The sequence below is a fragment of the Bradyrhizobium sp. FW305-F6 genome, from assembly GCF_058782905.1.
Map to the genome: position 1 here is coordinate 368,628 of NZ_JBYSYD010000003.1, position 13,789 is coordinate 382,416.

The 13,789-nt window shown below is 63.1% G+C and carries 4 protein-coding genes; all 4 read left to right on the forward strand.

The annotated features are described in order from the left end of the window. Positions 1 to 231: 231 nt before the first annotated feature. The 4 genes from rpoB (at position 232) to AC3WLX_RS22195 (ending at position 13,093) form a co-directional block, all read left to right on the forward strand. Entirely contained in the window at positions 232 to 4,356 is a 4,125-nt protein-coding gene (gene rpoB, locus AC3WLX_RS22180; protein WP_492337590.1) for a DNA-directed RNA polymerase subunit beta, read from the forward strand. Between the two features lie 129 nt (positions 4,357 to 4,485). Next, positions 4,486 to 8,682 carry a DNA-directed RNA polymerase subunit beta' gene (gene rpoC / locus AC3WLX_RS22185; protein WP_492337591.1) on the forward strand — a complete coding sequence of 1,399 codons (4,197 nt, stop codon included), beginning with the start codon at positions 4,486 to 4,488 and terminating at the stop codon, positions 8,680 to 8,682. A 191-nt stretch (positions 8,683 to 8,873) separates the two neighbouring features. Then, positions 8,874 to 10,928, forward strand: a complete 2,055-nt coding sequence (locus AC3WLX_RS22190; RefSeq protein ID WP_492337592.1) for an FAD-dependent oxidoreductase — start codon at positions 8,874 to 8,876, stop codon at positions 10,926 to 10,928. 134 nt (positions 10,929 to 11,062) lie between these two features. After that, positions 11,063 to 13,093: an ABC transporter ATP-binding protein gene (locus AC3WLX_RS22195; RefSeq protein WP_492337593.1), complete on the forward strand. Its 2,031-nt coding sequence runs from the start codon at positions 11,063 to 11,065 to the stop codon at positions 13,091 to 13,093. Positions 13,094 to 13,789 lie beyond the last annotated feature (696 nt).

A 13,789-nucleotide genomic window follows, 5' to 3' on the forward strand; every position in this document is an offset into this window, starting at 1 on the left:
TTTCGGGCTTTTGCAGTCCGTGAAGAGGATGGTTGTGACGGGCGGGTGCGCATCTGCGCCCCGCACGTCGTTTTGCGTTTTGAAGGTCTGAAGAACAGATTCAGGACATTGGTGCCTGAAACACTGCGTCTCGGGCCCTCAAGACGGGTTCGAAAGATTCAACCCGGGAAGCGGTGGCAGCCGCGGTCCGGAGGGCGCGCCCAAAGCGGGCGACGAAAATGAGAGGCCACGATGGCGCAGCAGACATTCACCGGTCGCAAACGCGTTCGCAAGTTCTTCGGACACATCAAGGAAGTTGCCGAGATGCCGAACCTCATCGAGGTTCAGAAGGCGTCCTATGACCAGTTCCTGATGGTCGATGAACCCCAGGGCGGCCGTCTCGACGAGGGTCTGCAGGCGGTGTTCCGCTCGGTGTTTCCGATTTCCGATTTCTCGGGCACCTCGATGCTGGAATTCGTCCGCTACGAGTTCGAGCAGCCGAAATACGACGTCGACGAGTGCCGCCAGCGCGGCATGACCTTCGCTGCGCCGCTCAAGGTGACGCTGCGCCTCATCGTGTTCGATATCGACGAGGAAACCGGCGCCAAGTCGGTGAAGGACATCAAGGAGCAGGACGTCTACATGGGCGACATTCCGCTCATGACGATGAACGGCACCTTCATCGTCAACGGCACCGAGCGCGTCATCGTCTCCCAGATGCACCGGTCGCCCGGCGTGTTCTTCGACCACGACAAGGGCAAGACCCACTCCTCGGGCAAGCTGCTGTTCGCCGCCCGCGTCATCCCGTATCGCGGCTCCTGGCTCGACATCGAGTTCGACGCCAAGGACATCGTCTATGCGCGTATCGACCGTCGCCGCAAGATTCCGGTGACGTCGCTGATGTTCGCCCTCGGCCTCGACGGCGAGGCGATCCTGTCCACCTTCTACAAGAAGATCCTCTACAAGCGGACCAAGGAAGGCTGGCGCGTTCCGTTCGACGCCAACCGCTTCCGCGGTTACTCGACCGTCAACGACCTGATCGACGCCGACACCGGCAAGGTGGTTCTCGAGGCCGGCAAGAAGCTCACCGTCCGCGCTGCCCGCCAGCTCCAGGAGAAGGGGCTGAAGGCGCTGCGCTTGGCCGACGAGGAACTGGTCGGCAACTACGTCGCCGAGGACCTCGTCAACCCCAAGACCGGTGAGATCCACGCCGAGGCCGGTGAGGAAATCACCGACAAGCTGATGAAGGCGCTCAACGAGCAGGGCTACAAGGAGCTGCCGCTGCTCGACATCGACCACGTCAATGTCGGTCCCTACATCCGCAACACGCTCTCGGCCGACAAGAACATGACGCGCGAGGACGCGCTGTTCGATATCTACCGCGTGATGCGTCCGGGCGAGCCGCCGACGCTGGAATCGGCGCAGGCCATGTTCCAGTCGCTGTTCTTCGACGCCGAACGCTACGACCTGTCCGCGGTCGGCCGCGTCAAGATGAACATGCGCCTCGACCTCGATGCGCCCGACACCCAGCGCACGCTGCGCAAGGAAGACATTCTCTCCGTCATCAAGACGCTGGTGGATCTGCGCGACGGCAAGGGCGAGATCGACGACATCGACCATCTCGGCAACCGCCGTGTGCGTTCGGTCGGCGAGCTGATGGAGAACCAGTACCGCATCGGTCTCCTCCGCATGGAGCGCGCGATCAAGGAGCGCATGTCCTCGGTCGACATCGACACGGTCATGCCGCAGGACCTGATCAACGCCAAGCCGGCGGCTGCCGCCGTGCGAGAGTTCTTCGGCTCCTCGCAGCTCTCGCAGTTCATGGACCAGACCAACCCGCTGTCCGAGATCACCCACAAGCGCCGCTTGTCGGCGCTCGGACCGGGCGGCCTGACCCGCGAGCGCGCCGGTTTCGAGGTGCGCGACGTGCATCCGACGCATTACGGCCGCATCTGCCCGATTGAGACGCCGGAAGGCCCGAACATCGGCCTGATCAACTCGCTCGCCACCTTCGCGCGCGTGAACAAGTACGGCTTCGTCGAGACGCCGTACCGCAAGGTCAAGGACGGCCGCGTCACCGACGAGGTCGTGTACCTCTCGGCGATGGAGGAAGGACGCTATTCCGTCGCGCAAGCCAACGTGCCGGTCGACGCCAAGGGTCGCTTCACCGAAGACCTCGTGGTCTGCCGCTCGAGCGGGACCCGCGACGTCGTGCCGATGACGCCCGACAAGGTCGACTACATGGACGTGTCGCCGAAGCAGCTGGTTTCGGTCGCAGCGGCGCTGATCCCGTTCCTCGAGAACGACGACGCCAACCGCGCGCTGATGGGCTCGAACATGCAGCGCCAGGCGGTGCCGCTGGTTCGCGCCGAGGCGCCGTTCGTCGGTACCGGCATGGAGGGCGTGGTTGCCCGTGACTCGGGCGCCGCGATCGCGGCGCGCCGTTCGGGCGTGATCGACCAGATCGACGCCACCCGCGTCGTCATCCGTGCCACGGAAGATCTCGATCCCACCAAGTCGGGCGTCGATATCTATCGTCTGATGAAGTACCAGCGCTCCAACCAGTCGACCTGCATCAACCAGCGTCCGCTGGTGAAGGTCGGCGACATCGTCAAGAAGGGCGACATCATCGCTGACGGTCCGTCGACCGATCTCGGCGAGCTCGCGCTCGGCCGCAACGTGCTGGTCGCGTTCATGCCGTGGAACGGCTACAACTTCGAAGACTCGATCCTGCTCTCGGAGCGGATCGTGAAGGAAGACGTCTTTACCTCGATCCACATCGAGGAGTTCGAGGTGATGGCCCGCGACACTAAGCTCGGGCCCGAGGAAATCACCCGCGACATTCCGAACGTCTCGGAAGAAGCGCTGAAGAACCTCGACGAAGCCGGTATCGTCTACATCGGCGCGGAAGTGCGCGCCGGTGACATCCTGGTCGGCAAGATCACGCCGAAGGGCGAAAGCCCGATGACGCCGGAAGAGAAGCTCCTGCGCGCCATCTTCGGCGAGAAGGCCTCCGACGTCCGCGACACCTCGCTGCGCGTCCCCCCGGGCGTGCAAGGCACGATCGTGGAAGTGCGCGTGTTCAACCGTCACGGCGTCGACAAGGACGAGCGTGCGCTGGCGATCGAGCGGGAAGAGATCGAGCGCCTCGCCAAGGACCGCGACGACGAGCAGGCGATCCTGGACCGCAACGTCTACAACCGTCTCGCCGAGCTGCTCGAGGGGCGCCAGGGCATCGCGGGTCCGAAGGGCTTCAAGAAGGACACCAAGATCACCCGTGCGGTGCTCGAGGAGTACCCGAAGTCGCAGTGGTGGCTGTTCGCTTCGCCGAACGATAAGCTGATGGCCGAGATCGAGGCCATGCGGAAGCAGTACGACGAGTCGAAGAAGGGGCTGGAACAGCGCTTCCTCGACAAGGTCGAGAAGCTTCAGCGCGGTGACGAATTGCCGCCCGGCGTGATGAAGATGGTCAAGGTCTTCGTCGCGGTGAAGCGCAAGATCCAGCCCGGCGACAAGATGGCCGGCCGCCACGGCAACAAGGGCGTGGTGTCGAAGATCGTGCCGATCGAGGACATGCCGTTCCTCGAAGACGGCACGCACGCCGACATCGTGCTCAATCCGCTGGGCGTGCCCTCGCGCATGAACGTCGGTCAGATCCTCGAGACCCATCTCGGCTGGGCCTGTGCCGGCCTCGGCAAGCGTATCGGCCAGACGGTCGATGCGTACCTGTCGAAGCAGGATATCAAGCCGCTCAAGGAAACCTTGAAGAAGGTCTACGGCGAGGACGAGACGATCAAGTCGCTCAACGACAACGAGCTGATCGAACTCGGCCATAACCTCAGCCGCGGCGTGCCGATCGCGACGCCGGTGTTCGACGGTGCCAAGGAAGCCGATATCGAGGAGATGCTGAAGCTCGCCGGTCTGGACGCTTCGGGTCAGTCGACCGTCTATGACGGCCGCACCGGCGATCCCTTCGATCGCAAGGTGACCGTGGGCTACATCTACATGCTCAAGCTGCATCACCTGGTCGACGACAAGATCCATGCGCGTTCGATCGGTCCGTACTCGCTCGTCACCCAGCAGCCGCTGGGCGGCAAGGCGCAGTTCGGCGGCCAGCGCTTCGGCGAAATGGAAGTGTGGGCGCTCGAGGCTTACGGCGCGGCGTATACGCTCCAGGAGATGCTGACGGTGAAGTCGGACGACGTCGCCGGCCGCACCAAGGTGTACGAGGCGATCGTGCGCGGCGACGACACGTTCGAGGCCGGTATTCCGGAATCGTTCAACGTGCTGGTCAAGGAAATGCGCTCGCTCGGCCTCAACGTCGACCTGCACAACTCCAAGATAGGTCCGGCGCCGACGTCGGAAGCGGCCGAGTAATTCGACCTGTCATGCCCGGCCTTCGCGGCCGGGCATCGGCGCCCCTCCCGAGGCCTTGAGGGCAGGGCGCCGTGCAGAAGTGATTTTCGAATTTGCGGCCGGAGGCGACCGGCACGCGAGGAGAAGACGATGAACCAAGAAGTTATGAATCTCTTCAACCCGACGACGCCGGCTCAGGTCTTCGACCAGATCCGGATCTCGATCGCGTCTCCAGAGAAGATTCTGTCCTGGTCCTACGGTGAGATCAAGAAGCCGGAGACCATCAACTACCGTACCTTCAAGCCCGAGCGCGACGGCCTGTTCTGCGCCCGCATCTTCGGGCCGATCAAGGATTACGAATGCTTGTGCGGCAAGTACAAGCGCATGAAGTACAAGGGCATCATCTGCGAGAAGTGCTCGGTCGAGGTCACGCTGTCGCGCGTCCGGCGCGAGCGCATGGGCCATATCGAGCTCGCGGCCCCCGTCGCCCACATCTGGTTCCTGAAGTCGCTGCCCTCGCGCATCGGCCTGCTGCTGGACATGACGCTGAAGGATCTCGAGCGGATCCTCTACTTCGAATATTACGTCGTGCTTGAGCCGGGCCTCACCGCGCTGAAGGATCGCCAGCTGCTGTCGGAAGACGAGTATCTGAAGGCGCAGGACGAGTACGGCCAGGACAGCTTCACCGCCATGATCGGCGCCGAAGCGATCCGCGAGCTGCTCAAGGGCATGGACCTCGAAAAGCTCGAGGCCACGCTGCGTGTCGAGATGCAGGAGACCGACTCCGACATCAAGCACAAGAAGCTCGCCAAGCGGCTGAAGATCGTGGAAGCGTTCCGCCACTCCGGCAACAAGCCGGAATGGATGATCATGACCGTGATTCCGGTGATTCCGCCGGATCTGCGTCCGCTGGTGCCGCTGGACGGCGGCCGCTTCGCGACCTCCGATCTCAACGACCTCTACCGCCGCGTCATCAACCGCAACAATCGTTTGAAGCGGCTGATGGAGCTGCGCGCGCCCGACATCATCATCCGCAACGAGAAGCGCATGCTTCAGGAGGCGGTCGATGCGCTGTTCGACAACGGCCGCCGCGGCCGCGTCATCACGGGTGCCAACAAGCGCCCGCTGAAGTCGCTCGCCGACATGCTCAAGGGCAAGCAGGGCCGCTTCCGCCAGAACCTGCTCGGCAAGCGCGTCGACTATTCGGGCCGTTCGGTGATCGTAGTCGGTCCCGAGCTGCGTCTGCATCAGTGCGGCCTGCCGAAGAAGATGGCGCTCGAGCTGTTCAAGCCGTTCATCTATTCGCGGCTTGACGCCAAGGGCCTGTCCACCACGGTGAAGCAGGCCAAGAAGCTGGTCGAGAAGGAGCGGCCCGAGGTCTGGGACATTCTGGACGAGGTCATCCGCGAGCATCCGGTGCTGCTGAACCGCGCGCCGACGCTGCACCGCCTCGGCATCCAGGCGTTCGAGCCCGTGCTGATCGAGGGCAAGGCGATCCAGCTCCACCCGCTGGTCTGCTCCGCGTTCAACGCCGACTTCGACGGCGACCAGATGGCCGTGCACGTTCCGCTGTCGCTCGAAGCGCAGCTGGAAGCGCGCGTCCTGATGATGTCGACCAACAACATCCTGCATCCGGCGAACGGTCAGCCGATCATCGTGCCGTCGCAGGACATCGTGCTCGGCCTGTACTACGTCTCGATCATGCGCGAAGGCCTGCCCGGCGAGGGCAAGGTGTTCGGCGACATGGCCGAGCTGGAGCACGCGCTGCACGCGAAGGTCATCCACCTCCACACCAAGATCAAGTACCGCTGGGAAGGCATGGACGAGACCGGCAAGGTCTCCAAGCGCTGGATCGAGACCACCGCCGGGCGCGTCATGCTCGGCAACCTGCTGCCGAAGAACCCGCGCATCTCGTACGAGATCATCAACAAGCTGATGACCAAGCGCGAGATCTCAGGCGTCATCGATCAGGTCTATCGCCACTGCGGCCAGAAGGAGACGGTGATCTTCTGCGATCGCATCATGGCGCTCGGCTTCTACAACGCGTTCAAGGCCGGTATCTCGTTCGGCAAGGACGACATGGTCGTGCCGCACGGCAAGTGGAAGATCGTCGACACCACCCGTACGCTGGCGAAGGATTTCGAGCAGCAGTACAACGACGGTCTGATCACCCATGGCGAGAAGTACAACAAGGTCGTCGACGCCTGGTCGAAGGCGACGGAAGAGATCGCCAAGGCGATGATGAAGGAGATCTCCGCCACCAAGAAGACGGCGAGCGGAGCCGACGCCGACATCAACTCGATCTACATGATGGCTCACTCCGGTGCCCGCGGTTCGCCGGCCCAGATGCGCCAGCTCGCCGGCATGCGCGGCCTCATGGCCAAGCCCTCGGGCGAGATCATCGAGACGCCGATCATCTCGAACTTCAAGGAAGGCCTCTCGGTGCTCGAGTACTTCAACTCGACCCACGGCGCCCGCAAGGGCCTCGCGGACACCGCGTTGAAGACCGCGAACTCGGGCTACCTGACCCGCCGTCTCGTCGACGTGGCGCAGGACTGCATCATCACGCAGAGCGACTGTGGCACCAAGCTCGGCATCAAGATGCGCGCCATCGTCGATGCCGGCACCGTGGTCGCCTCGCTCGGCTCGCGCATCCTGGGCCGTACGGCCTGCGAGGACATTCGCGACAGCTCGGGCAAGGTGATCATCAAGCGCGATACGCTGATGGAAGAGAGCCATCTGGAAGCCATCCAGCAGGGTGGCGTCCAGGAGGTGAAGATCCGCTCGGCGCTGACCTGCGAGCTCGTCAACGGCATCTGCGGCAAGTGCTACGGCCGCGACCTCGCCCGCGGCACGCCGGTCAACCACGGCGAAGCGGTCGGCGTCATCGCGGCGCAGTCGATCGGCGAGCCGGGCACCCAGCTCACCATGCGCACCTTCCACATCGGCGGTGCGGCGCAGCTCAACGAGCAGTCGTTCGTCGAAGCCAATTTCGACGGCAAGATCGTGATCAGGAACAAGGCCATCGCCCGCAACAGCGAAGGTCACCTGATCGCGATGGTGCGCAACATGGTCGTCGCGATCGTCGATGCCGACGGCACCGAGCGTGCGACGCACCGTATCCAGTACGGTTCGCGCCTGCACGTCGACGAGGGTGACATGGTCAAGCGCGGCCAGCGCATCGTCGAGTGGGATCCCTACACCCGTCCGCTGCTCACCGAAGTCGAAGGAACCATCGGCTTCGAGGATCTGGTCGAGGGGCAGTCGATCTCGGAAACGCTCGACGAGGCCACCGGTATCGCCAAGCGCGTGGTCATCGACTGGCGTTCGACTCGCGGCGGTGCGGACCTGCGTCCGGCCATCGTGGTCAAGGGCAAGGACGGCAAGGTACTCAAGCTCGCCCGTGGCGGCGATGCCCGCTACATGCTGTCGGTCGACGCCATTCTCTCGGTCGACATCGGAGCCAAGGTCCAACCCGGCGACATCCTCGCCCGTGTCTCGACCGAAAGCGCCAAGACGCGTGACATCACCGGCGGTCTGCCGCGGGTGGCGGAACTGTTCGAGGCTCGGCGTCCGAAGGATGCGGCGATCATCGCCGAAATCGCGGGCACGATCCGGTTCGGGCGCGACTACAAGAACAAGCGCCGCATCTCGATTGAGCCGATGGACAAGACCGACGAGCCGCGCGAGTACCTGATTCCGAAGGGCAAGCACATCCACCTTCAGGACGGCGACGTCGTCGAAAAGGGCGACTTCATCGTGGAAGGCAACCCGGCGCCGCACGACATCCTTGCGGTGAAGGGCATCGAGGAACTCGCGGCCTATCTGGTCAACGAGATCCAGGAGGTCTACCGGCTCCAGGGCGTGCTCATCAATGACAAGCACATCGAGGTGATTGTCCGTCAGATGCTCCAGAAGGTGGAAATCACCGACCAGGGCGACACGGACATGATCTCCGGCGAGCAGGTCGACAAGATCGAGTTCGACGCGCTGAACGAGAAGGCTAAGGAAGAAGGCAAGAAGCCCGCCACGGGAACGCCGGTTCTGCTCGGCATCACCAAGGCGAGCCTGCAGACCCGCTCGTTCTTCTCGGCGGCATCGTTCCAGGAGACCACCCGCGTCCTCACCGAAGCGGCGGTCAACGGCAAGATCGATCCGCTCGAAGGCCTCAAGGAGAACGTCATCGTCGGCCGGCTGATCCCGGCGGGCACCGGCGCCTCCATGGCCAAGATCCGCGAAGTCGCCATGAAGCGCGACAAGCTGATTCTGGACGAGCGCGAGAAGCAGGCGGCCGTCGTGTCGCCCGCGCCGGAAGCCGAGCTTCCTGCGCTGCCGCCTGCGGAATGATCGTTCATCCGTAGGAATACCGAGAACAATGAAAAGGCCGGCTTTTGCCGGCCTTTTTGCTGCCTTCCTGGCTTGCTGCGTTGCGGGATCAACCTTCGTTCATCTTTCCTTCAGCCGCAAAAGCGCTTCTGCTAGGAGAGCTTGGACCGGTGTCCCGCGAAGGGGGCAGGGCCGGAGACCACGGAACTTTCATGCTTGATCTCGCAATTGTAGGCGGCGGCCCCGGCGGGCTGATGAGCGCCTGGTATCTGAAGCGCAAGCTCGGCGATCTCTGCCGCGTCACCATCTACGAGGCCTCCGACCGGCTCGGCGGCAAGATCGTCACGCGCAAATTCGATTCGGCGCCTGCGATGTACGAGGCCGGGGTTGCCGAGATCTACGACTACTCGATGACGGGGCCGGACCCGCTGCGCGAGCTTATCCAGCATTTCGGACTGCAGACCATTCCGATGGACGCCGAGCAGGTGCATTTCGGCGGCGAGCTCCTCAACGACGTGCCGGGCATGCGCCGCAAATACGGCGCCAAGACCGCGGCCGCGATCGAGGCCTTCCGCAAGCGCTGCGCCGAGGTGATGTCGCCGATCGAATATTACGAGGGCGTCGGCGCGCACGACAACGAGAATCCCTGGGCCTACAAGACCGCCGAGCAGGTGCTCGACGAGGAGGTCGCGGACGAGACGGCCAAGCGCTTCTTCAAGGTGATGGCGCGCTCCGACATCGCGACCGAGAGCCACAACACCAACGGTCTCAACGCGCTCAAGAACTATCTGATGGATGTCGACGGCTATATCGGCCTCTATTCCATCCAGAACGGCAACGAGCAGCTGATCGAGTGCCTGCAGTCGGAGGTCAATGCCGACATTCAGCTCAATCATCGCGTGCTCACCGTCGGCAAGGCCCCGACCGGTCGCTATCAGCTCAAGATGATGAACGGCAAGGGACCGGAGACCCGCGACTTCGATCTCGTGCTGGTCTGCCTGCCGCATTCCTGGCTCGCCACCCTCAGCTGGGAGGGCGAGCAGCTGCGCAAGTCGATGGTCAAGCACGTCGCCTATTTCGACCGCCCCGCGCACTATCTGCGCGTCTCGATCCTGTTCGACGAGCCGTTCTGGGGCGAGAAGATTCCCGGCGCCTGGTTCATGTCGGAAGCCTTCGGCGGCTGTTGCGTCTACAACGAGGGCGCACGTCACGACGTCGGCAAGCATGGCGTGCTGAACTGGCTCATTCCCGGTTCCGACGCGCTGGCGTTCGCCAATCTGTCGGATCAGGAGCTGATCGAGGCCGCGCTGAAATCGCTGCCGGCTTCGCTCGGCGATGCTCGTGCGCATTTCATGGAAGGCAAGATCCATCGCTGGCTGTCGTCGGTGAATGCGGTCCCCGGTGGTCTGCCCGTGCGCGACGTCATGACCAATCACCGGCCCGAGCCGAAGGACCATCCCGGCATCGTGGTGGTCGGCGACTATCTGTTCGATTCAACTCTGAACGGCTTGCTCGATTCCTCCGACGCGGCGACCGATATCATCCTGACCGAGATGATGCGCCTGCGCCGCGAACGCGCGCAGGAGAACCAGCCGCTCTCGGACAAGATCGATCGCGATTATTTCGAGAACTATCGCGGCCTCGGCCCCTATCACGAAGCGTGGCGGCACTTCACCGATCCCGATTATCTGACCAGGTTGATCGGCATCGTCTGGGGCAAGCCGACGGGCGCCAAGCTGCTGGTCGCGGGCTCCGCCAGCGGCGAGCTGGTCGGCGCGCTGCGCGACCGCGGCATCGATGCTTGGGGCATCGAGAACAACCGCGCCATTCACGCCAGGACGCCGAAGGCGCTGAAGAAGTACAACAAGCTCGGCTCGATCACCGACATGCCGTTCAAGGACGGTGCGTTCGACTTCGTGTTCGAGACCAGCCTTTGCCACGTTTCCCCGAAGCAGGTGGTCCGCGCGATCCGCGAGCTCAACCGCGTGGTCAAGAGGGGGCTGGTGTTCGGCTCAGTCACCTCGGACATGGCGCCGGCGCTGATCGACCGCTACGACCTCCTGCGCGGCGTGAAGAAGCTCGGCACCTGGTGGGAATGGTCCGAACTGTTCTTCGGGAACGGCTTCGATCTGTCGATGCACCGCAAGGATTGCACCGACGCGCTCTGGGAGGCGACCCTCGCCGCCAACAAGGGGCCGGGGCAATGGTACGCGGACGCGGACTCCTTGCGCTATTCCTTCTTCGATAAGGTCGAGGACGAGGACTAGCCCCGGAAGACGCCGATCGAATTCGCCAATTGTTTTGCCGAATTCATCCTGATCGCATAGAATCGGTTCAATAGCGGTTACCGCTGTTTCCTGCTTCTCTGCGGTCATGCCGGCCGTCAGCATCGGTTGGTTTCATGGCGTCCAAGCCCCTCCCGCCCGACAAACAGAAGGCCGCCGCGGAAGACGCGGCCGAGCTCGAGGATAAGCTTGCTCGCGTCAATCCGGACCTCGAACCCGACGAGGACGAGGACGACGAGGAGGATGACGGGCTGGAACTCGACGACGACGATGAGGACGAGGACCTCGTCGTCTTCACGGCGCGCGAAGCCGCCGGTGCGCTCGCGACTATCCTCGGCTTCGTCAAGCCCTATCTCTCCAATTACAAGCGGATGCTGTCATTCGTGGCATTCGGCGTCGTGGTCGAGACGTTGTTCAACGTCATCATGCCGCTCAGCCTCAAATTCCTGATCGACGACGCGCTTGGCGAGGAGGATTTTCAGGCGCTCTACAAGATCCTCGGCGTGCTCGCAGTCGCCGGCATCTTCACCTCGATCGTCGCCGTCTGGTACGAGCGCTGGGACGCGCGGCTTGCCGCGTGCATCATCTCCGATGTCCGCAAACGGCTGTTCGAGCACGTCCAGGACCTGCCGGCCGCCTATTTCGGCCGTACCAAGCGCGGCGAGATCCTGTCGCGCTTTTCGGTCGATCTCTCGGCCTTCGAAGGCTCGGTCAAGACGTTCGCCAACAGTGCCGCGCTGCCGTTCCTGGAACTGATCGCCGGCATCATCCTGATGTTGTTCCTCAACTGGCAGCTTGCCGTGGTCGCGCTGCTGGTGTTCCCGATCACGCTGATCGGTCCGCGTATCCTGACTCCCAAGGCGGTGCAGGCCAATTACGAGCAGAAGCTCAACGAGAGCGCAATGCTCGGCATGGTGCAGGAGAACGTGGCGGCCCAGGCCGTGATCAAGGCGTTCAGCCTGCAACGCAAGATGTTCGGCTTCTTCACCTTGCGCAACGACGAGACCCGCAACAAGATCGCTGCGGCCACTTTCCTCTCGACCATGGTGGAGCGAACGGTGACCATCTCGGTGCTGCTCCTGCACCTCGTGGTGCTAGCGATCGGCGCGTATCTCGCGACAACGGGCCAGATCACCATCGGAACCTTCGTCACCTTCGAGAGCGCGTTCTGGGAGGTCTCCTACAACATCGCCCATCTGATGCATTTCGTCCCGGTTTCGATCTCCTCGGCCGCCGCGATCCGGCACATCCAGGAATTGCTCGATGAGCCGACTCGTGGCGCCGATCGCCCGGGTGCGCCCGATCTGCCGCGCATTACCAACGACATCACCTTCGATCGCGTCACCTTTCGGTACGAGGGCAGCCAGACGGCGGTGCTGGACAATTTCAGCCTCAAGCTCAATGCCGGCAAGCGCATCGCGATCGTCGGTCCGAGCGGCTCCGGCAAGAGCACGCTGCTCAATCTGATCCTGCGGCTTTACGTGCCGGACGAAGGCCGCGTCACCATCGACGGCGTCGATGTCCGCAAGGTGACGCTGGATTCGCTGCGCCGGAGCATGGCGGTGGTGTTCCAGGAGAACATGCTTTTCAACATGTCTATCCGTGAGAATATTCGGCTCGGCAAGGAGGGCGCGACCGATGAGGAGGTGGAGGAGGCGGCCAAGAAGGCCGAGATCCACCGCTACATCATGAGCCTGCCGCAGCGCTACGACACGCCGGTGGGCGAGCGGGGCGACACGCTGTCGGGCGGCCAGCGCCAGCGCATCGCAATCGCACGCGCGATTATCCGTAACCCGTCGGTGCTGCTGCTGGATGAAGCCACCTCGGCGCTGGACCAGACCACGGAAGCGGCGATCAACCGCACGCTGCTCAAGGTCGCCAAGGGCCGCACCCTGATCTGGTCGACCCACCGCCTGACCTCGGTGGTCGAGATGGACGAGATCATCGTGATTTCAGGGGGCAGGGCGATCGAGCGCGGCTCGCATGCCCAGTTGCTTGCCAGGAACGGGACCTATCGCAAGCTCTGGAACGACCAGATCCATCAGTCGCATGGCGCGGCGGCTCATGACGACGACGGCAGGGACCAGGAAGACGAAGAGGACGAAGACGACCTCGAGGACGATGAGGACGGCGACGATCGGGATTGATCGGCCGCAGTGATTCCGGTGATCGTCATTCGTGCGGTCCGCTTCTGACGGTGCGTTCGTCGATTCGGAGAATCGATCGGATGGCTCATGCGGATGGGTCGGCCAAAGGCTCAAGCGGCGATATCGGCGGCCCCGGTCGAGCCCGGCCACGCTGCGCCGATGAGGCGGCGTTCCCTCCCGGAGTGTTGCCGGAGCCAAGAGATTAACCCTTGTTAACGGATTAAAAGCCCAGGCCCTCGCTGAGAGTTATATAATTGCTTTGTACCCGGATTTAATCCGGCCGCAGGGTGGCGGATTGAAGGCTGCGCGCCTATATCAGGACGGTGCGGCGAGGCCGCAGACAGCGATTTGCCAAGGCTCCTGAAGCGCTTCGTGACTGTCGTTTCGCCTTGACTGGACCGATTCTCGCCTATAGAAAGCGCCTCACTTAACGACAGGCGGTGAGCATCGCCAGCGTCGGAACGGGCCACCCGTTGATCCCCAGAACTTGCTTCAAAAGGATCGCTCAAGGCGGGCACCAACCTCGACGAATGCCGCTCAAACGCTGTCGATCATAGCTAGGCAATGCCAGTGCGACTTTAGTTCTCTTGAGCAAGTTCTCTCGAGATCGAATTCGGATGCATGACCTCAGTGTGCGGGCCGCGGCTTTGAGCTGACGGCCTAAAGACTGCGGTCCTCTGTGGCGTCGAAGCGCTT